Raw genomic sequence first — 17,655 nt, 5'->3', positions numbered from 1 at the left:
CGCCCAGCTCAGCGGGCCGCCGTCTACCCGCCTGCGGCCAGGGCAAACCAGGCGCTCAGGCCCAGATCGCCTCGGCCAGGGTGACGCCGACGAACGCGGCACCGAGCGCGGCGGTCACACTGACCACGACGTTGGCCAGGGCGTACCGGCGGGCACCAGTCTCGACGAGGCGGATCGTCTCGTAACCGAAGGTCGAGTAGGTGGTCAGCGCCCCGCAAAGCCCGCTGCCGAGCAGGGCGACCAGGGAACCGGGCACTGCGCCTGCCCCCGCGCCACCGATCAGCGCCCCGAGGATCAGGGAGCCCAGCACGTTGACGGTGAGGGTGCCCCACGGGAACGCCGAGCCGTGCCGGGCCTGCACCGCCCGGTCGAGCAGGTAGCGCAGTGGTGCGCCGACGGCCGCGCCGAGCGCCACGAGCAGGACTGTCACCCGCTGCTCCGCAGGCGTCGCAGGCCGGTCGCCAGCCGGGTGAGTGTGAGTCCGACGCGGACGGCGACGAGCGCGGCGACCAGGGTGCCGGCCAGGTACAGCAACGCCGTCCGCGGCGCACCGACCGCCACCGCCTGCTGCACCTCCACCGCGTACGTGGAGAAGGTGGTGTATCCGCCGAGCACCCCGACGCCGAGGAAGGGCCGAACCAGTCGAGGCGCGGTCCACACCTCGGTGATCAAGACCATCAGTACGCCGATGAGCAGGCAGCCCGAGACGTTGACCGCGAAGGTGGCCGACGGAAAGCCGGTGGGGGAGTGTGGCCACGCCACCGCCAAGCCGTGCCGCAGGACGGCGCCGATCATGCCGCCGAGGGCGATCGCCGCCAGCAGGCTGGGGGTGCCGCCGCGCAACTCGGCACGCTGGCGCGGGACGCGGAGGTCGACGTCCGGATCGACGGGTGGCTGCTCGGGCGGCACGGTCACCACCTCCTCAACGCCGACCGAGAGTAGTCCCCGGGCATCTGGTTGCCTGCGGTGACGCGCAGTAGGGTGCGGCAGGTGACCGTGCTGCGTTCCGTCGTGCTGTTCGTGCTGGCCGCTGTCGCCGAGATCGGTGGGGCCTGGCTGGTGTGGCAGGGCTGGCGGGAGCACCGGGGGCTGTGGTTCGTCGCCGCCGGGGTGCTGGCCCTGGGCGCGTACGGGTTCGTCGCCACCTTCCAGCCGGATCCGAACTTCGGGCGCATCCTGGCCGCGTACGGCGGGGTCTTCGTCGCCGGCTCCCTGGCCTGGGGAATGATCTTCGACGGCTTCCGCCCGGACCGCTGGGATCTGACCGGAGCGGCCATCTGCCTGCTCGGGGTGGCCGTCATCATGTACGCCCCACGCGGCGCCTGACTCCCGCCAAGAAATCTCTCGGGAAAAGTTTGGCCGTGGTGTCGAATCCCGGTCTTCCCGTTCGAGCTTCCTGGTAGCGGGGCCGAACGGCGCGCCCCGGACAGCGAAGGGAGCCGGGAGATGTCCCGCACCAGCAACCCGGTCAGCACCGGACAGGCGACCGCAGCACCCCGCGAACGCGTCACCGGGACGGGCCCGCGACACCTTCCAGGAGCCGACCCGAGGACGCGGCTGCTGCTGATGCTCGGCCTGCTAGCCGGCCCCGGCTACGTGGTGGTGTCGCTGACCCAGGCACTGACCCGGGAGGGGTTCGATCTCACCCGGCACGCCTGGAGCCTGCTGGCCAACGGTGACTGGGGCTGGATCCAGATGACCAACCTGATCATCACCGGCCTGCTGGTGATCGCGGGTGCGCTCGGCCTGCGGCGGAAACTGCGACCCGGCATCGGCAGCACCTGGCCGCCCCGGCTCCTGGTCGGCTACGGCCTCAGCCTGATCGCCGCAGGGATCTTCCGTGCCGATCCGGCCCTCGGCTTCCCTGCCAGCACACCGGCTGACACCGGCACCATGAGCTGGCACGGACTGCTGCACTTCGGGGCGAGCGCGGTCGGCTTCGGCTGCCTGGCCGCCGCCTGCCTCGGCCTGGCTCGCCGCTTCACCGCTGACCGGCGGCGCGGTTGGGCGGCCTTCTCGCGTACCACCGGGGTGTTGTTCCTGGCCGGGTTCGTCGCGATGGCCGCCGGTGGCGGGCAGGTCGTCACGAACCTGGCGTTCACCGCCGCCATGCTGCTGGCCTGGGCCTGGCTGTCGTTGACGATGCGGCACCACCGCAGCAACATCACCCACTGACATCCATCAAAGAGGAGATCGACATGCGATACCTGGCACTGCTCAAGGCCGTCCAGCCCGACACCCCGGCCCCGCCGGAGCTGATGGCAGCGATCATGAAGCTCGGCGAGGAGGCCACCGGTGCCGGCGTCTTACTCGACCAGGGCGGGCTGGTGCCGAGCACAGCCGGCTGGCGGGTCGATGTCTCCGGCGGGAAGCTGGCCGTCACCGACGGGCCGTTCGCCGAGGCCAAGGAGATCATCAGCTACGCGGTCTGGGAGGTACGCGATCGGGAGGAGGCGGTGGAGTGGACCTCGCGGTTCATGAAGCTGCACCGGGACATGTGGCCCGGCTGGTCGGGTGAGACCGAGGTGCGCAAGGTGTTCGGGCCGGAGGACTTCCCGCCGGCAGCCTGACGGATGGTGGAATCGGTACCGTGACGGCTACCGATTCCACCATCGACGACGCTAGGCGGGCCACCCACCGGGCGGTCGAGGCGGTCTGGCGGATCGAGTCGGCCCGGCTGATCGCCCGCCTGGCCCGGCTCGTCTCCGACGTCGGGCTGGCCGAGGAGTTGGCCCAGGACGCGCTGGTCGTGGCCCTGGAACGCTGGCCGCAGACCGGGGTGCCGGAGAATCCCGGGCCCTGGCTGCTGGCCACCGCCAAGCATCGGGCCATCGACCGGCTGCGCCGCCAGGAACGGTACGCGCGCAAGCTCGCCCTGCTCACCCGGGACATCCAGATCCGGCAGGAGTACGCGGAGGCGGACCGGGACGCCGAGTTGGACGACCACATCGGTGACGACCTGCTGCGGCTGGTCTTCACCGCCGCCCATCCGGTGCTCTCCGGCGAGGCCAAGGTCGCGTTGACGTTGCGGCTGCTCGGTGGCCTGACCACCCCGGAGATCGCTCGGGCGTTCCTGGTCTCCGAGTCCACCGCCGCCCAACGCATCGTCCGGGCGAAACGGACCCTGGCCGCGGCGAACGTGCGGTTCGAACTGCCCACCCGCGCGGAACTTCCGGAGCGGCTAGCGGCGGTGCTGGAGGTCATCTACCTGATCTTCAACGAGGGGTACGCGGCGACCAGCGGCCCGGACTGGGCGCGTCCGGAGTTGTGCCACGAAGCGCTGCGGCTGGGGCGGCTGCTCGCCGGGCTGCTTCCCGCCGAGCCCGAGGTGCACGGCCTGCTGGCCCTGATGGAACTCCAGGCCTCCCGGCTGAGCGCCCGGGTCGACGCCGCCGGCCAGCCGGTGCCCCTGCTGGACCAGGACCGCCGGTCGTGGGATCGGCTGCTGATCCGGCGCGGACTGGACGCTCTGGCCCGCGCCGAGGCGCTGGGCATCGGCAGCTACACCCTTCAGGCCGCGATCGCGGCGTGCCATGCCCGGGCCACCCGCGCCGAGCAGACCGACTGGCCCCGCATCGTGGCCCTGTACGAGGTCCTAGCCCACCTCCAGCCGTCCCCGGTGGTGCTGCTCAACCGGGCTGCCGCGGTGGGTCTGGGGGGTGATCCGAGGCGGGGCCTGTCGCTGGTCGACGAGTTGGCGCAGGAACGGTCCCTGCGTGACTACCCGCAGCTGCCGGCGGTGCGCGGCGAACTGCTGGCCCGGCTGGGCCACGCCGGGCCGGCCCGTGAGGAGTTCCTCCGGGCCGCCGAACTCACCGGCAACGACGGCGAACGGGCGCTGTTCCGCCGCCGCGCCGAGGAGTTGACCGGCTGACCGGCGTGTGGCCCGGCTGATTGGCCTGCGGCCGGGCTGTTTGGCGTGCGGCCGGGCTGGTGTGCGGGGCACACCGGCGCGAGCGCGACGCCGATCACGCCGGTGTGCGCACTACGCCGCGCTGCCACCGGAGCGGCGGCGGCGCAGCAGGACGACCACCGCGCCGATCGCCAGGGCAGCCAGTACGGCGGCACCGGTCAGCAGCGCGGCCGTACCCGCACCCCCACCGGAGGAGTCACTCGCGGCCGGGCTGGCGGGGGCTACCGAGGTCTGCTCGGCGGTCGGGCTGGGGCTCTCCGTCGGCTCGGTCGCCTCCGGGCTGGGGCTGGGGCTCGGCTCGGCGGTGGCGCTCGGGTCGGCCACGGTGAACTTGTACGAGCCCTGCACCGGGTGCCCGTCGCTGGAGACCACCCGGTACGCCACCGTGTAGACGCCGTTGGGCAGGGTCGAGTCGATCGTGACGGTGCCCTTGGTGCCCTCGACCTCCGGCTCGCCGGTGGCCACCGGCTGCTTGTCGGCGTCGCTGAGGGTGATCGTGGTGAACGCCGGGTTCAGCTTCTGCAGGAAGTCCAGCGTGATCTTCTTGGGCGCCTTGGTCAGCTCGGCGTCCTGGGCCGGGGTGGCCTTGCGCAGCACGTTGTGCGCGTAGGCCGGGGTGACCGGCGCGACCAGCAGGGCGGTGGCGGCCAGCAGGGCGGCTACCAGGCCCAGGGCGGACAGGTGGCGGAGTCGGGTGCGCATATGACGATTCTCCTCCTCAGCCGAGCAGCTGCTGGCCGACCCAGCCGCCCTCGGGACAACCGGGCGCAATGGCGAAGACGGCGGAGCCGATCGGGGTGGTCCATTCGTTGAGCAGGTCCCGCTCGGCGAGCCGCTGCTGGATGGGCAGGAACTGTCGGGTGATGTCGGCCTGGTACGAGGCGAAGATCAGCCCGCTGTCGGCGGTACCGTCGGCGGCCGGCACCCCGTCATAGTTGTAGGGGCGGCGCAGGATCCGGAACCGGTCGTCGCTGACGTGGGCCCGGGTCAGGTGGGAGAAGTCCGGAATCACCGTCAGCCCATCCGGACCGAGAGCGGCGAAGTCCGGCTCGTCGTGTTCGTCGGTGCCGGTCAGCGGGGCACCGGTGTCCAGCCGTCGGCCGACACTGAACTCCCGGTCGGTGCGGCCGAGCAGATCCCAGGTCTCCAGGTCCATGCTGATCCGCCGGAGCACCAGAGTGGTGCCGTGGCGCAGCCAGTCCGGCCCGTCCGGAATCCACACCGCCGTCTCCAACGGCTGGCCCGGCTTGGGATTGGCGGTGCCGTCCAGTTGGCCGAAGAGGTTGCGCTGGGTCCGGCCCGGCTCGGCCCCGGCGGCCCGCCGGAAGCCCTGCTGCACCCAGCGAACGGTGGCGAAGGGGCGGCTGTCCTTGATCAGGACCCGCTGGGCGTGGGCGACCGTGATCGGGTCGTCCGCGCAGATCTGCACCAGCAGGTCCCCACCGGACCAGCGCGGTTGCAGCCGGTCGATCGGGAACGACGGCAGGTCGGCCACCGAGGGAGGCCGCCGGTCGTCCAGTCCGGCCGCGGTGAACAGGCCGGGACCGAAGCCGAAGGTGACCGTCAGCCGGGCCGGCAGCAGCCCCAGCTCCGGCTCGGTGTCGGCGAGCGCGGGCCGACCCTGGGTCAGGCGGGCGGCGTCGTCGGAGAGCAGGCGCATCATCCGGCCCAGGGCGGCCCGGTCGGTGCCGGGACGCAGGGTGAAGGCGACGAAGGCCGCGTGCGCCTGGGGTTCGGTGGCGACACCGGCCTGGTGTACGCCGTGGAACGGCTCGACCGCCTCGCCGACGGTCGCCACCGGCACCTGGGCCGGGGTGCCGGTGCTGTCCGCCTCGCGGGTGGCGGCGACCGCGGCGGCGCCCACCAGGGTGCCCCCGGCGGCCAACGCGCCCCCGGTGAGCAGGCCGCGTCGGCTCACCGGCCGTTTCGTCGAGGTCATGGTGCCGGGCTGTGGCTGGCCGACGGGGCGTGCGACGGTGCACCGTGCGGGGCGTGCGAGGGCTCACCGTGACCGGGGGCGTAGCTCTCCTGGGCGCCGGTGAACGGCTTGGCCACGGCGGTGAAGGTCTGGGTCCGACCGTCGGCGAAGGTCAGGGTGAAGCTGACCTCGTCACCGGCCCGTACCGGCTGGGCCAGGTTCATCAACATCAGGTGGTCGCCGCCGGGCTCCAGGCGGTACTCGCTGCGCGCCTTGACCACCACACCGCCCTCCTTGGCCTGCATGACCATCTGCCCGTCGCGCATGGTCATCTCGTGCACCTCCATCGGCGAGACGGAGGAGGCCGCCCCGGTGATGGTGACATCGGCATCGGTGTTGTTGACCAGGGTGACGAAGGCCCCGGTCATCCCCGAGTCGGCCGCCTTGATCCAGGGGTCCTGGACGGCCAGCACACCCTCGGCCGCCGCCTGGGTGGCGGAGGGGGAGGCGGTGGCCGACGGGCCGCTGGCCGCCGTCGAGTCGTCGTCGGACGAGCCGCAGCCGGCGATCAGGCCGGCGAGGAGAACCCCGGTGAGCAGTACGGCCGGGCGCGCGAACCGACCGAAGGTGGCGCTGGACATAGGTTTCCTCTCAACGGGCGACGTCGTGAAGTTGGTCGCTCGTGATCACCTACTAGTTCCAGCGACTCCGCAACTTGTGGGGCAGGTGGACGCGGACCACACCGCGCTCGCCAAGGTCGCCCGGTCACGAGTCCGCAAGGACACCACGACGGGACCGAGGATCATGAGCTGATCCGTACCGACACCTTGGGCGATCTCGACCGCCTCTGGGACACGGGGGCGGTCTGTCGTTGGATGACCAACCCCGCCGGCTGAACGAAGATCGACCGTCGAGCCACCGCATCGCCCTTCGCGTTGAGCTGGTAGCCGTCCAGCCAGATCCACCCGTCATAGGTAACCCAGTCCAGCACGCGGATGACCCGGAACAGGATCGGCTTGTGGAACTGCACGCTGGCAGATCGGGTCACCTGCAACAGGTCACCGGCTCGGAGCGTGATCACCGCAGATACCTGACCCTGAGCCAGGCCAAGACCCAGGCACGCGAGACCGCGACGCGAGGGCACCAGCCGTCCGGGTAGCACCGGTGGCAGCGTTCGATGAAGCTCGGGATGCCGAAGATGCAGGAGACACCCAGCGCACCGATGATCCCGATGACCATGCTGGCAACCGCCTTGCCGCTGGTCCGGCGGGCGACGTGCACGACGCTCGGACCGTTCACGGATCCGGGATCATCGATCGGGTACGGCGATTGCAGGTTCACTGGTCGTCCTCCGGCGACTCGGACAGGTCGGGCATCCGACCCGTCGAAAGGAACTGCGCGATCTCCTCGTCGGACAGTCCTCGCTGAACTTGGACCAGATTCGTGAACAGCGGTGCATTCGCGCCCGGCGGCTGGTCGCACCAGGTGGTGTGCCGGGCGAGCCGCAGCAGTCCGGTTATCCCGCGAGACAGGTTGCCCGCCTGCCGGATCGACAGCGGGAACGCTCCGGCCGGCTGCCTGGCCTCCGGGTCGGTGTCGTAGGTCTCCAGCATCACCAGCAGCGGCGCACCCATCGGCGTGTGCGCCATGCTCAGCACCAGCCGGAGGTCGATGACCTCCTGGCCGTCGGCGGAGATCATGATCGGGCGCGAGACGTGCGATCGTGCCGGATGGTCTGCGTTGACCTGACACCCTGGCGCGCACCACCTCGGATGCAACATACGGTTACTCATGGGTCCACTCCTTCGCAGTGGATCTAGGTCCGGGGCCGGAGGGCTCATCTCCAGTCCCGGACCGCCATCGCTTGATCAGTTGTCGGCTTCGGTGGCCTGCTCGGGCTGCTCGACCGGCGCGGCCTGCTCGGCCTCGGTGGTCGTGGTGTCGGCGTCGTTCCTCGGCTTCGGGCGACCGTCCTCGCACCGCCAGATGGCGGCCGAGGTGTAGCCGGTCAGCTCGGCCAGCGCGGTCCGACTGACCAGGGGGCCTCCCGCCGCTGGCGGACGCCCAGGTTGCTGCGGGTTTCGGTGGGGGCCTCGGCCTGCGCCGGGGCCTCGACGGCCTGCGTCTCGGTCATCGGTCATCACTCCATCGCTCGATCGCCGGACCGTTCGAACGGATAGATCGACCGAATCCCATCGAGGATGTGATGCAAATAGCTCAAGTGAGACGAACTCACACATCCTGTGATCAACCTTCCGGCGCCCGGTGACCTCATCAGCATCACTTACCACTTCGGCACCGTCAAGTAGGCAAGTGTCGAAGTGGCAACCCCCGGCCTGCCTACGGTCGCGTCGTGAGACTTGCCGCGCTGGCCGATATTGCCGAGATGCTCGGTGGTGTCTCGCGCACGCGGACAACGGAGATCGTCAAGCGTCCCGGCTTCCCCGAGCCGGTCGACGTGGTCGGCAACGGCCGGATGCGGATCTGGGACCGGGACGCGGTCGAGAAATGGATCAAGCAGAACCGCCCGCACCAGCACGCCGACTAGCCCTGGGGTGTATGTCGACACCCCTGACCGGAGCGCTCTACCTGGAGCGGCCCGGCGAGGTTGCCGCGTACGCTGCGGCCCACGAGCAACTGCAAGCCCTTGCGCTGGCACCCAAGCCCACGCGAGATACGCTGCGTGCGATTGCGGCAGACCTCACCTAGGAGGGCACGGGATGGACCTGACTCGCGTCACTTGGCGCAAGAGCAGCAGGTCCGGCTCAAGCGGCAACTGCGTCGAGGTCGCCATACCGCCCCAGGCCGTCATGGTCCGCGACAGCAAGGACCGACAGGGGTCGATGCTGTCCTTCAACGCCGACCAGTGGGCCGGCTTCGTGCAGGGCATCAAGGCGGGCAACTTCGACGCCTGAGCAACGGCCAGAACACAGAGCGCCCCGCCGCGACCCGAGAGGCGCTGCTCGGACCAACCCGATGGCATCACGAAGGGTTGCACGAAGGCAACCCCCAAGGGGGGTTGCCTGATGCAGTTCCCTCAAGAGCAAGCCCCAGGGGTCATAGCGTCAGGTCGTGGATCTGCTCGGACTGGATGAGATCCGTGATCTGCTTGGCGGGATCAGCAAGCAGCGCGCCACGATCATTGTGGGCCGCAAGGGATTCCCTGACCCGGTCGTCACGTTGAAGATGGGCCGCGTCTGGGATGGCAAGGCCGTGCGGGCCTGGATCGCCGAGAACCGCCCCACCCCAACCGACGAGGACTGACCTGCAGGTACTCACGCTCCGCGTTGACCCTTGACGCCCCTGGAGATGGCTCCCGAGGACGGGTGGGGCGGGTAGCCCTCGGAGAGGGCCCGTCAAGATAGCAAGGTGACCGCGCTCGTGGACTGGCTCGCCCGCCGACCAACCCTTCGGCTCGCGGCCAGCGCGACCGTCGTCAGCACCGCAAAGACCTGCATCCGGCTGCGTGCCACTCTGGCCGCCGTCGGGGTGCTCGCGGTGCTGCTCGTGACCGGCTGCGCCGACGACCGAGCCGAACCACCGGTGGCCGGCGACGGGACCGGCGGCGAGTTGACCGTGTTCGCGGCCGCCTCGCTGACGGAGTCGTTCACCCGCATCGGGGAGGACTTCGAGGCCGCCCGGGGGGTGAAGGTGACCTTCAGCTTCGCCGGTAGCTCCGCCCTGGCAGCCCAGATCAACCAGGGTGCCCCGGCCGATGTCTTCGCCGCCGCCGCACCGGCCCCCATGGCCACCGTGGTCGAGGCCGGCAACGCCGCCGGTGAGCCGGTCACCTTCGTACGCAATCAGCTTGTCATCGCCGTACCGAAGGGGAACCCGGACGGGGTGACCAGCCTGCGCGATCTCACCGGGCCGGACCGGAAGGTGGCCCTCTGCGCCGAGCAGGTGCCCTGCGGGGCGGCGGCCCGCGCGGCGCTGGCGGCCGCCGGGGTGGCCCTGACCCCGGTCACCCTGACCCAGGATGTCAAGGCGGCCCTGGCCCAGGTACGGCTGGGTGAGGTCGACGCCGCCCTGGTCTACCGCACGGACGCCCGAGCCGCCGCCGAGGTCGAGGGGGTCGAGTTCCCGGAGTCGGCCGGGGTGGTCAACGACTATCCGGTCGTGGTGTTGACCGAGGCCGCCAACCCGACCGCCGCCCGCGCCTTCGTCGAACACCTCCGCTCCGAGGCCGGTAGCGCGGTGCTCGCCGCCGCCGGATTCCAGGTGCCGTAGCCGGTGCGTCGAGCCCACAGCCGCCGGGTTCCGGTAGCCCTGCTGGTACCCGCCACGATCGGCCTGCTGTTCCTCCTGCTGCCCCTGGTCGGGCTGCTGGCCCGTACCCCCTGGGGCACCCTGCCGCAGCGGCTCACCGAACCGGGGGTGCTCACCGCGCTGCGGCTGTCGGTGCAGACGGCCACCCTGGCCACCCTGCTCTGCCTGGTCCTCGGCGTGCCCCTGGCCTGGCTGCTGGCCCGGGTGCCGTTCCCCGGCCGTCGGCTGGTACGCGCCCTGGTCACCGTGCCGCTGGTGCTGCCACCGGTGGTCGGCGGGGTGGCGTTGCTGCTGGTCTTCGGCCGTCGCGGACTCCTCGGCTCCTGGCTGGACGAGACCTTCGGGGTCACCCTGCCGTTCACCACCACTGCGGTCGTCATGGCGCAGGCCTTCGTCGCCATGCCCTTCCTGATCATCGCGGTAGAGGGTGCGCTACGGGGAGCCGACACCCGGTACGAGGAGGCCGCCGCCACCCTGGGGGCCGGGCGGTGGACCACCTTCACCCAGGTCACCCTGCCGATGATCGCCCCCGGGGTGGCCGCCGGGGCGGTGTTGGGCTGGGCCCGCGCGCTCGGCGAGTTCGGGGCCACCATCACCTTCGCGGGCAACTATCCCGGGCGTACCCAGACCATGCCGGTGGCCGTCTATCTGGCCCTGGAGACCGACCTGGAGGCCGCCATCGTGCTGAGCCTCATCCTGCTCACCGTCTCCGTGGTGATCCTGGCCAGCCTGCAGGATCGGTGGGTGGGTGCGCCATGACCCGGCTGCTGGACGCGCATCTGGTGGTCGACCGGGGCGGCTTCCGACTGGACCTGCCGCTGACCATCGCCCCCGGGGAGGTGGTGGCCCTGCTCGGGCCCAACGGCGCCGGCAAGACCACCGCCCTGCGGGCCCTGGCCGGTCTGCACCCCCTCTCCGCCGGGCACCTGACCCTCGCCGGCCGGGACCTGGACCGCCCAGCGGGCCGGGCCTGGGTTCCCACCGAGCGGCGGTCGATCGGGGTGGTCTTCCAGGACTACCTGCTCTTTCCCCACCTCAGCGCGCTGGACAATGTCGCCTTCGGGCCGCGTCGGCACGGCCTGGACCGGCGGCAGGCCCGGCAGCGGGCGGCCGGTTGGCTGGCCCGGATGGGCCTGACCGAGCAGGCCCGACGTAAGCCCCGCCAGCTCTCCGGTGGTCAGGCCCAGCGGGTCGCGTTGGCCCGTGCCCTGGCCGTCGAACCGGCGCTGTTGCTGCTCGACGAGCCGTTGGCCGCCCTGGACGCCCGCACCCGCCTCGATACCCGAGCCCAGTTGCACCAGCATCTGGCCGCCCACCCGGGAGCCACCCTGCTGGTCACCCACGATCCGCTGGACGCCCTGGTGCTCGCCGACCGACTGGTGATCATCGAGGAGGGCCGGGTGGTCCAGGAGGGGGATGCCGCCACCATCACGGCCGAACCCCGTACCGACTACGTGGCCCGCCTGGTGGGGCTCAACCTCTACCGGGGGCACGCCACCGGCGGTCAGGTCCGGCTAGCCGAGGGGCAGGTGCTGACCACCGGCGACCCGTACGACGGGGAGGTCTTCGTGGCCTTCGCCCCGGCGGCGGTCGCGCTGTTTCCGCACCGGCCGGACGGCAGCCCGCGCAACACCTGGCCGGCCACCATCACCGGCGTTCAGCGGCACGGCGACAACCTGCGGATCCAACTGACCGGCCCGATCGAGGTGGCCGCCGACGTCACCCCGGCCGCCGCCGCCCACCTCAAACTGGTTCCGGGCCAACCGGTCTGGGCCGCCGTGCAGGCCGCCGAGACCCGGGCCTACCCGGTCGGAGGCTGACCTACTGTGGGCGTAGCCGGACCCGGCGCAGCAACTGGGCGTTGAGGGCCACCACGATCGTCGAGGCCGACATCAACACCGCCGCCACCGCCGGGCTGAGCGCCAACCCGGCCCAGGCCAGCACCCCGGCGGCCAGTGGCAGCGCGACCACGTTGTAACCCGCCGCCCAGGCCAGATTCTGGATCATCTTCCGGTACGCGGCCTGCGACAGCCGGATCACTCCGGTCACCCCGCGCGGGTCGGAGGAGGCCAGCACCACCCCGGCGGACTCGATCGCCACATCGGTGCCGGCCCCGATCGCGATGCCGACGTTCGCGCGGGCCAGCGCCGGGGCGTCGTTGACCCCGTCCCCGACCATCGCCACCCGCAGACCCCGACGTTGCAGGTCGGCCACCGTGTCGTCCTTGTCCGCCGGCAGCACCTCCGCGAACACCTCGTCCACACCGGCCCGGAACCCCAGGTCGGCCGCGACCGCCTCGGCCACCGGACGGGCGTCCCCGGTGATCATCATGATCTTCCGGATCCCCTGCCCGCGCAGGTCGGCGATGGCCTGCCGGGCCTCCGGCCGCACCTCGTCCTCCAGGGCCAGGGCACCCAGCACCTGCGCCCGATGGTCGTCCAGCCGCAGCAGGTACAGGACGGCGGCGCCCCGTCGGGACCACTGCTCCTGCCGCCCGGTCAGCGCCTCGGGGAGGGTGACCTCGAACTCCCGCAACAGGGCCGGCCCGCCCACCGCGTACCCGACCCCCTCGACCTCGGCGCGTACGCCCCGGCCGGTCAACGACCGGAAACCCGTCGCCGTACCCCGCAGCCCCTGCGCCTCGGCGGCGGAGACGATGGCCCGGGCGAGCGGATGCTCGCTGTCGGCCTCCACGGCCGCCGCGAGGGCCAGCACCTCCCGCTGCCCGGGGGTCTCCTGCCCGGTGTCGTCCTGGCTCGGCGGGTCGGCGGTGGCGGCTACACCGGTGAGGGTGTGGGCGCCCCGGGTCAGGGTGCCGGTCTTGTCGAACAGCACCGTGTCGATGGTGCGCATCCGCTCCAGGGCCAGTCGGTCCTTGACCAGGATGCCGCCCTTGGCGGCCACCGCCGTGGACAGGGCGATCACCAGGGGAATGGCCAGGCCCAGGGCGTGCGGGCAGGCGATGACCAGCACGGTGACCGTACGCACCACCGCCTCGCTGGGGTCGCCGAGCAGGGTCCACACCAGCAGGGTGACCACGGCGGTAGCGGTGGCGATGTAGAACAACCAGGCGGCGAAGCGGTCGGCCAGCACCTGTGCCCGGCCACTGGACTGCTGGGCCTGCGCCACCAGCCGTTGAATGCCGGCCAGGGCGGTGTCGTCGCCGACCGCCTCGACGCGTACCCGAAGGGATGCGTCCGTGGCGACCGTACCGGCCACCACCCGGTCACCGGTCGCCCGCGCCACCGGTCGGGACTCACCGGTGATCATCGACTCGTCCATCTCGGCCCGACCCTCGACGACCTGACCGTCCGCCGGCACCCGGCCACCCGGCCGTACCAGCAGGAGGTCCCCGACCCGCAGGTCGGCCACCGACACCGGCTGGGCCCGACCCTCCGGGTCGAGCCGTTCCGCTTCGTCGGGCAACAACGCGGCCAACGCGGACAGGGCACCCCGGGCCTGGCCGATCGCCTTCATCTCCTGCCAGTGCCCGAGCAGCATGATGGTGACCAGGGCGGCCAGTTCCCACCAGAAGTCCAGGTCGAACGCGCCGACCGCGGTGGCCAGGGAGGCCAGGTAGGCGACCGAGATCGCCATCGCGATCAACAGCATCATGCCGGGGGCCCGGTCCCGGATCTCCCGCACCGCCCCTTGGAGGAAGGGCCATCCGCCGTACCCGAACACCACCGTGCCCAGCGCCGGCCCCACCAGGCCGATCCCGGGGAAGTCCAGTTCGTAGCCGAACCAGTCCATCACCATGTGGCTGGTGACCACGATCGGTACGGTCAGGACCAGGCTCAGCCAGAACTTGCGACGAAAGGCCTCCGGATCGTGGCCGGCGTGCTTGTCGTGGCTGGGACGGTGTGCGTCATGCGCCATCTCATCCCTCCTCCCCGCCACCATATACCCGGTGGGGGTATATGGTGGCGGATCTTGAGGGGTGTCGCCTCACTCCAGGTGGAACCGATCGTCGACGGCCAGGGCCGCCAGTTCCGCCTCGGAGAACGGCAATTCGATGCCGCCCTGCTGGTTGCTGCCACGGTTCATGGCCTGGGCGACGAAGACCACCACACCGTCCGGGTGGCGGTAGGCGGCCCACTGGTCGAACCGGTCATCCCCACCGGGGCCGACCACCACCCCCACGTGTGCGCCGGCGACCGTCATCGGTTCGCAGTTGCCCTGCATGCCCCAGAACTGGCGGGCCAGGGCGCACGGATCGGTAGCCAGTTGATTGCCGGCGGTGTGCACCTCGACCAGTACGGTGCCCGTCCACTCGCCCTTGGCCAGCGGGACAGACGAGGTGTAGCTCCACACGTCGACCCCGTTGACGGTTTGTTCGTACTGCGCCTGATGGGACGGAGCCTCCGGAGCCTGCGGCACGGTGTAGCCGGCCGGCACGACGGCGCGGAGCTGGTCCAGCAGTTCGGCGCCCCGGTCGTACCGGGTGCCGGCCTTCGCGGTGCGATCCTCCTGCGGCAGGCCGTCCGGCCCGGTCGGCCAGGGGGAGGCGGTGTCGTCGTCGGAGGAGGGGCCTCCGATCAGGGGTGCCGCCGGGCTCCACCCGCCGCCCACCCCCGGGCTGGCGAAGGTGCCGAAGAAGGCGACGGCCACGACCGCCGCCGCCGACCCCACACAGGCCCGGATGGTACGGCGACGGGTGCGGGCCCGGCGGGCGGTGCCCAGCACGGCCTGCGTGTCCAGCGGCGGTGGCGAATTGAGGTTGGTCATCTCGTCCCGCAACGCCTCACGCAACTGCTGTCCGTCCATCATCGACCTTTCTCGGTGCCGCTGTACGTGGGTGACAGGAGGCCGCGCAGGGTGTCCAGGCCGCGGGCGGCCTGACTCTTGACCGTCCCAGGCGAGCAGCGCAGCAGGTTGGCGACCTCGTCGACCGGCAGGTCCTCCCAGTAGCGCAGGACCAGCACGGCCCGCTGGCGCGGCGGTACGGCGGCCAGGGCCTGGAGCAGCACCAGGCGGTTCTCCGGCGCCTCGGTGGGCCCCGCCCGCTCAGAGTGCGCACCGTCCACCTGTTCCCGCCGCCACCAGCCCCGTCTTCGCTCGTCCAGGAAGGTGCGGACGATGATCTGACGCAGGTAGGCGTCGAGGACCTCGTGCCGGGAGACCCGGTGCCAGGCCAGATACAGCTTGGTGAAAGCGGTCTGGACCAGGTCCTCCGCCCGGTGCCAGTCCCCGCAGAGCAGGTACGCGGTGCTGCGCATCGCGTTGGACCTGGCCGCGAAATACTCCGCGAACGCCGTGTCGCGATCGCCCATCCATGCCTCCGATCCCCGATTCGAGTTAGTCACGCCAGGTGCCGCTCGCGGGGTTGCATCACCTCGGCGAGTTGCCCGACTCGACCGGCGGCACCGCTGGTTGGGAGGGAGACGACACTGCGGTGCGTGGGGTGACGATTTCCGCCCTGGTCGATCGTCATCCGGGTGTAGAAGCCCACGGCGACACAACGGCAGCGAAGGAGAACACGATGCGTTACGCGCTGATGATTCATTACCCCGAGCCGGGGGAGGGGGAACTTTCCGACGAGGTCGTCGCGGAGGCGAAGATGGCCTTCGACGCGTACGGTCGGGCGCTGCGCGCGGCCGGGGTGCTGCTGTCGGCCGACATCCTGCAACCCGCCGCGGCGACGACCACCATCACCCGCAAGGACGGAGACCTGCGGGTGCAGGACGGGCCCTTTGCCGAAACCCGGGAGGCGCTGGCCGGGGTGTTCCTCCTTGAGGTACCCGACCTGGATGCCGCGATCGGCTGGGCGGAGAAGTGCCCGGCCGCGCAGTGGGGAACGATCGAGGTACGCCCCACCGCGACGGCCTTCGTCGACGGAGCCTGGACGAGTTGACCACCGGGGAGGCGGGGCGGGCAGCCGCGGCCGTCGCGGCCCGCGACAGCTACGGACGGCTGCTGGCCCTGCTGTCCACCTCGACCAACGACATCGTCTGGGCCGAGGACGCCCTGGCCGACGCCTTCGAGCAGGCCCTGCGGACCTGGCCCGAACGAGGCGTACCCGACAACCCCGACGGGTGGCTGCTGACGGTCGCGCGCAACCGGCTGCGGGACCGGTGGAAGTCGGCGCAGTGGCGGCGCAACGTCCCGCTCGACATCGAGCGGGACGCCCCCGTACACCTCGACGACCTCGACCCCGAGGCGATTCCCGACCGGCGGCTGGAACTGATGCTCGTCTGTGCCCACCCGGCGATCGGACGCGCCGCGCACACCCCCCTGATGCTCAACACCGTGCTGGGCTTCACGGCCGACCAGATCGGCAGGGCCTTCTCGATACCCCCCTCGACGATGGCCACCCGCCTGGTCCGAGCCAAGCGGCGGATCAAGGCCGCCCGCATCCCCTTCCGCATCCCGGACCGCACCGACCTGCCCGGCCGGATGGCCGCCGTCCTCGAAGCGATCTACGGGGCGTACGTCATCGACTGGGCGACCACCGGCCCCCAGGCCCGCCCGGTGCCCACCGAGGCCCTGCACCTGGCCGAGGTGCTCACCACGGTGGCGCCCGAGGACCCCGAGGCCCACGGGCTGGCCGCCCTGGTCCAACTCTCCGCCGCCCGCCTCCCCGCCCGCTCCGACGCCCACGGGCGGTTCGTGCCGCTGGCCGAGCAGGACCCGACGCGCTGGAACGAACACCTGATCCACCGGGCACACGAGCACCTGCGCACCGCCCACGCCGGTGGAAAACTCGGCCGCTTCCAACTCGAAGCCGCAGTCCAGGCCGTGCACTGCGCCCGGCGGCACACCGGCACCACCGACTGGCCGGCCCTGCTGGACCTGCACCGGGCACTCCACACGGTCGCACCCTCGCTCGGTGGCGATGTCGCCTTCGCCGTAGCCACCGCCGAGGTGCAGGGCCCAGCGGCCGGGCTGACCCGGCTGGACGAACTGTCGAACCCGACCGACGACCGGGCCCGACGATTCCAGCCCGCCAAGGCCGTCCGGGCCCACCTGCTGGAACGGCTCGGCCGCCACCCGGAGGCGGTGGCGGCGTACGACAGCGCCATCGACCTCACCCACGACCCCGCCGAACGGGAATACCTGGCCCGCCGCCGAGCGCGGCTGACCCGGGCACCCTGACCGGCCGGGTGCCCGGGACCCTCGGCTCAGGCCGTCACGTCACGCCGACCCAGCACGGCCAGCGACACCCCGACCGCCAGCAGGCAGTACAGGTGAGGGTGAGCAGGGCACGGATCACGCCGTGACCACCCGGCTCCGGATGCGACCATCGCACCCCAACCGGCGGAGGTGAACCACGGGGCCGGGGAGACCGCCATGGCGTTCACGAACACCATGGCGGCGGCCACACTGGCCACCAGACGACTCAAATCGACATAGATAGCCAGCCATGCCATGGCTGGCTTGGTGCTGGTCAGGGCCTCGCGCTGGTGCCCCCGGCAGGATTCGAACCTGCGACACACGGTTTAGGAAACCGATGCTCTATCCCCTGAGCTACGAGGGCGCGAGGGCCTAGTCTAGCGACCTGGGGGTTCACCTGGGGTGGCAGGGAGTGGCCCGCGTTCACCTACGTCGTCGGAAA

25 protein-coding genes and 1 tRNA gene are annotated in these 17,655 nt (G+C 71.4%); 12 read left to right on the top strand and 14 right to left on the bottom strand.

The genetic code is table 11. The annotated features are described in order from the left end of the window. Positions 1-55 precede the first annotated feature (55 nt). Together crcB (ABZ795_RS05595) and crcB (ABZ795_RS05590) are read right to left on the bottom strand one after the other, a co-directional pair. A complete protein-coding gene (gene crcB, locus ABZ795_RS05595) occupies positions 56-430 on the bottom strand; it encodes a fluoride efflux transporter CrcB (RefSeq protein ID WP_357529174.1) in 375 nt (124 codons plus the stop codon). Next, positions 427-909, bottom strand: a complete 483-nt coding sequence (gene crcB, locus ABZ795_RS05590; protein ID WP_357529172.1) for a fluoride efflux transporter CrcB — start codon at positions 907-909, stop codon at positions 427-429. The genes crcB (ABZ795_RS05595) and crcB (ABZ795_RS05590) overlap by 4 nt, the downstream gene beginning before the upstream one ends. 81 nt (positions 910-990) lie before the next feature. On the opposite strand from crcB (ABZ795_RS05590), the gene ABZ795_RS05585 reads away from it, so the two are divergent. The 4 genes from ABZ795_RS05585 (at position 991) to ABZ795_RS05570 (ending at position 3,874) form a co-directional block, all read left to right on the top strand. Further along, positions 991-1,326 carry a YnfA family protein gene (locus tag ABZ795_RS05585; RefSeq protein WP_131300698.1) on the top strand — a complete coding sequence of 112 codons (336 nt, stop codon included), beginning with the start codon at positions 991-993 and terminating at the stop codon, positions 1,324-1,326. A gap of 120 nt (positions 1,327-1,446) precedes the next feature. Next, positions 1,447-2,175 (top strand): DUF998 domain-containing protein, encoded by a 729-nt coding sequence (locus tag ABZ795_RS05580; RefSeq protein ID WP_357529170.1) that lies wholly within the window; start codon positions 1,447-1,449, stop codon positions 2,173-2,175. 23 nt (positions 2,176-2,198) lie between these two features. After that, entirely contained in the window at positions 2,199-2,570 is a 372-nt protein-coding gene (locus ABZ795_RS05575) for a YciI family protein (protein ID WP_357529168.1), read from the top strand. 20 nt (positions 2,571-2,590) lie between these two features. Continuing rightward, a complete protein-coding gene (locus ABZ795_RS05570) occupies positions 2,591-3,874 on the top strand; it encodes a sigma-70 family RNA polymerase sigma factor (protein WP_357529166.1) in 1,284 nt (427 codons plus the stop codon). A 111-nt stretch (positions 3,875-3,985) separates the two neighbouring features. On the opposite strand, the gene ABZ795_RS05565 is transcribed toward ABZ795_RS05570, so the two are convergent. The 7 genes from ABZ795_RS05565 to ABZ795_RS05535 all read right to left on the bottom strand — a co-directional run bounded on the left by ABZ795_RS05565 (position 3,986) and on the right by ABZ795_RS05535 (position 7,972). Next, positions 3,986-4,615, bottom strand: a complete 630-nt coding sequence (locus ABZ795_RS05565) for a copper resistance protein CopC (protein WP_357529164.1) — start codon at positions 4,613-4,615, stop codon at positions 3,986-3,988. A gap of 16 nt (positions 4,616-4,631) precedes the next feature. Further along, positions 4,632-5,852, bottom strand: coding sequence for a Dyp-type peroxidase (locus tag ABZ795_RS05560; RefSeq protein WP_357529162.1), 1,221 nt, complete (start codon positions 5,850-5,852; stop codon positions 4,632-4,634). Then, on the bottom strand, positions 5,849-6,472 hold the full coding sequence (locus ABZ795_RS05555; RefSeq protein ID WP_357529160.1) for a copper chaperone PCu(A)C: 624 nt from the start codon (positions 6,470-6,472) through the stop codon (positions 5,849-5,851). The genes ABZ795_RS05560 and ABZ795_RS05555 overlap by 4 nt, the downstream gene beginning before the upstream one ends. Before the next feature lie 161 nt (positions 6,473-6,633). Next, positions 6,634-6,909 (bottom strand): hypothetical protein, encoded by a 276-nt coding sequence (locus ABZ795_RS05550; RefSeq protein WP_327027296.1) that lies wholly within the window; start codon positions 6,907-6,909, stop codon positions 6,634-6,636. Further along, positions 6,909-7,130: a hypothetical protein gene (locus ABZ795_RS05545; RefSeq protein WP_357529158.1), complete on the bottom strand. Its 222-nt coding sequence runs from the start codon at positions 7,128-7,130 to the stop codon at positions 6,909-6,911. Before ABZ795_RS05545 ends, ABZ795_RS05550 begins: the two co-directional genes overlap by 1 nt. A gap of 38 nt (positions 7,131-7,168) precedes the next feature. After that, positions 7,169-7,531: a hypothetical protein gene (locus ABZ795_RS05540; RefSeq protein WP_357529156.1), complete on the bottom strand. Its 363-nt coding sequence runs from the start codon at positions 7,529-7,531 to the stop codon at positions 7,169-7,171. 168 nt (positions 7,532-7,699) lie between these two features. Continuing rightward, on the bottom strand, positions 7,700-7,972 hold the full coding sequence (locus tag ABZ795_RS05535; protein ID WP_357529154.1) for a hypothetical protein: 273 nt from the start codon (positions 7,970-7,972) through the stop codon (positions 7,700-7,702). Positions 7,973-8,184: 212 nt separating this feature from the next. On the opposite strand from ABZ795_RS05535, the gene ABZ795_RS05530 reads away from it, so the two are divergent. The 6 genes from ABZ795_RS05530 to ABZ795_RS05505 all read left to right on the top strand — a co-directional run bounded on the left by ABZ795_RS05530 (position 8,185) and on the right by ABZ795_RS05505 (position 11,920). Then, positions 8,185-8,379: a hypothetical protein gene (locus tag ABZ795_RS05530; protein WP_327023105.1), complete on the top strand. Its 195-nt coding sequence runs from the start codon at positions 8,185-8,187 to the stop codon at positions 8,377-8,379. 172 nt (positions 8,380-8,551) lie between these two features. Further along, positions 8,552-8,746 (top strand): DUF397 domain-containing protein, encoded by a 195-nt coding sequence (locus ABZ795_RS05525; protein ID WP_327023104.1) that lies wholly within the window; start codon positions 8,552-8,554, stop codon positions 8,744-8,746. A gap of 157 nt (positions 8,747-8,903) precedes the next feature. Further along, on the top strand, positions 8,904-9,095 hold the full coding sequence (locus tag ABZ795_RS05520) for a hypothetical protein (protein ID WP_013731172.1): 192 nt from the start codon (positions 8,904-8,906) through the stop codon (positions 9,093-9,095). A 243-nt stretch (positions 9,096-9,338) separates the two neighbouring features. After that, positions 9,339-10,061 carry a molybdate ABC transporter substrate-binding protein gene (gene modA / locus ABZ795_RS05515; RefSeq protein WP_357529659.1) on the top strand — a complete coding sequence of 241 codons (723 nt, stop codon included), beginning with the start codon at positions 9,339-9,341 and terminating at the stop codon, positions 10,059-10,061. 3 nt (positions 10,062-10,064) lie between these two features. Then, complete coding sequence (locus ABZ795_RS05510) at positions 10,065-10,859, top strand: ABC transporter permease (protein ID WP_357529151.1); 795 nt, start codon at positions 10,065-10,067, stop codon at positions 10,857-10,859. Further along, on the top strand, positions 10,856-11,920 hold the full coding sequence (locus tag ABZ795_RS05505; RefSeq protein ID WP_357529149.1) for an ABC transporter ATP-binding protein: 1,065 nt from the start codon (positions 10,856-10,858) through the stop codon (positions 11,918-11,920). Before ABZ795_RS05510 ends, ABZ795_RS05505 begins: the two co-directional genes overlap by 4 nt. 1 nt (position 11,921) lies before the next feature. On the opposite strand, the gene ABZ795_RS05500 is transcribed toward ABZ795_RS05505, so the two are convergent. From ABZ795_RS05500 to ABZ795_RS05490, 3 genes are all read right to left on the bottom strand, one after another. After that, positions 11,922-13,979 carry a copper-translocating P-type ATPase gene (locus ABZ795_RS05500; protein ID WP_357529147.1) on the bottom strand — a complete coding sequence of 686 codons (2,058 nt, stop codon included), beginning with the start codon at positions 13,977-13,979 and terminating at the stop codon, positions 11,922-11,924. 69 nt (positions 13,980-14,048) lie between these two features. Further along, the gene (locus tag ABZ795_RS05495; protein WP_357529145.1) at positions 14,049-14,870 is read right to left on the bottom strand and encodes a hypothetical protein; all 822 of its coding nucleotides are present in this window, start codon (positions 14,868-14,870) and stop codon (positions 14,049-14,051) included. After that, positions 14,867-15,373, bottom strand: coding sequence for a SigE family RNA polymerase sigma factor (locus ABZ795_RS05490; protein ID WP_357529143.1), 507 nt, complete (start codon positions 15,371-15,373; stop codon positions 14,867-14,869). The genes ABZ795_RS05495 and ABZ795_RS05490 overlap by 4 nt, the downstream gene beginning before the upstream one ends. Positions 15,374-15,582: 209 nt before the next feature. Here ABZ795_RS05490 and ABZ795_RS05485 point away from each other — a divergent pair, with 209 nt between their 5' ends. Both ABZ795_RS05485 and ABZ795_RS05480 read left to right on the top strand, forming a co-directional pair. Then, positions 15,583-15,954, top strand: coding sequence for a YciI family protein (locus tag ABZ795_RS05485; protein WP_327023097.1), 372 nt, complete (start codon positions 15,583-15,585; stop codon positions 15,952-15,954). Then, positions 15,951-17,195: a DUF6596 domain-containing protein gene (locus tag ABZ795_RS05480; RefSeq protein WP_357529140.1), complete on the top strand. Its 1,245-nt coding sequence runs from the start codon at positions 15,951-15,953 to the stop codon at positions 17,193-17,195. The genes ABZ795_RS05485 and ABZ795_RS05480 overlap by 4 nt, the downstream gene beginning before the upstream one ends. Before the next feature lie 26 nt (positions 17,196-17,221). Here the strand turns inward: ABZ795_RS05480 and ABZ795_RS05475 are convergent, their stop codons facing one another. Together ABZ795_RS05475 and ABZ795_RS05470 are read right to left on the bottom strand one after the other, a co-directional pair. Further along, the gene (locus tag ABZ795_RS05475) at positions 17,222-17,470 is read right to left on the bottom strand and encodes a hypothetical protein (RefSeq protein ID WP_357529138.1); all 249 of its coding nucleotides are present in this window, start codon (positions 17,468-17,470) and stop codon (positions 17,222-17,224) included. A 31-nt stretch (positions 17,471-17,501) separates the two neighbouring features. After that, a tRNA-Arg gene (locus tag ABZ795_RS05470) sits at positions 17,502-17,577 on the bottom strand. Between the last annotated feature and the right edge of the window lie 78 nt (positions 17,578-17,655).

The sequence above is a fragment of the Micromonospora sp. NPDC047134 genome (assembly GCF_040643455.1).
Lineage (GTDB): Bacteria > Actinomycetota > Actinomycetes > Mycobacteriales > Micromonosporaceae > Micromonospora.
Note: the sequence above shows the minus strand (reverse complement) of the source record. Positions and strands in the feature narration are given on the sequence as shown.

Excerpts from the sequence above, each read along its gene's own strand:
- ABZ795_RS05580 (WP_357529170.1), top strand. The coding sequence starts at position 1,447 with ATGTCCCGCACCAGCAACCCGGTCAGCACCGGACAGGCGACCGCAGCA.
- ABZ795_RS05575 (WP_357529168.1), top strand. The coding sequence starts at position 2,199 with ATGCGATACCTGGCACTGCTCAAGGCCGTCCAGCCCGACACCCCGGCC.
- ABZ795_RS05565 (WP_357529164.1), bottom strand. The coding sequence starts at position 4,615 with ATGCGCACCCGACTCCGCCACCTGTCCGCCCTGGGCCTGGTAGCCGCC.
- ABZ795_RS05560 (WP_357529162.1), bottom strand. The coding sequence starts at position 5,852 with ATGACCTCGACGAAACGGCCGGTGAGCCGACGCGGCCTGCTCACCGGG.
- ABZ795_RS05555 (WP_357529160.1), bottom strand. The coding sequence starts at position 6,472 with ATGTCCAGCGCCACCTTCGGTCGGTTCGCGCGCCCGGCCGTACTGCTC.
- ABZ795_RS05540 (WP_357529156.1), bottom strand. The coding sequence starts at position 7,531 with ATGATCTCCGCCGACGGCCAGGAGGTCATCGACCTCCGGCTGGTGCTG.
- ABZ795_RS05535 (WP_357529154.1), bottom strand. The coding sequence starts at position 7,972 with ATGACCGATGACCGAGACGCAGGCCGTCGAGGCCCCGGCGCAGGCCGA.
- ABZ795_RS05525 (WP_327023104.1), top strand. The coding sequence starts at position 8,552 with ATGGACCTGACTCGCGTCACTTGGCGCAAGAGCAGCAGGTCCGGCTCA.
- ABZ795_RS05505 (WP_357529149.1), top strand. The coding sequence starts at position 10,856 with ATGACCCGGCTGCTGGACGCGCATCTGGTGGTCGACCGGGGCGGCTTC.
- ABZ795_RS05500 (WP_357529147.1), bottom strand. The coding sequence starts at position 13,979 with ATGGCGCATGACGCACACCGTCCCAGCCACGACAAGCACGCCGGCCAC.
- ABZ795_RS05495 (WP_357529145.1), bottom strand. The coding sequence starts at position 14,870 with ATGATGGACGGACAGCAGTTGCGTGAGGCGTTGCGGGACGAGATGACC.
- ABZ795_RS05490 (WP_357529143.1), bottom strand. The coding sequence starts at position 15,373 with ATGGGCGATCGCGACACGGCGTTCGCGGAGTATTTCGCGGCCAGGTCC.
- ABZ795_RS05485 (WP_327023097.1), top strand. The coding sequence starts at position 15,583 with ATGCGTTACGCGCTGATGATTCATTACCCCGAGCCGGGGGAGGGGGAA.
- ABZ795_RS05475 (WP_357529138.1), bottom strand. The coding sequence starts at position 17,470 with ATGGCATGGCTGGCTATCTATGTCGATTTGAGTCGTCTGGTGGCCAGT.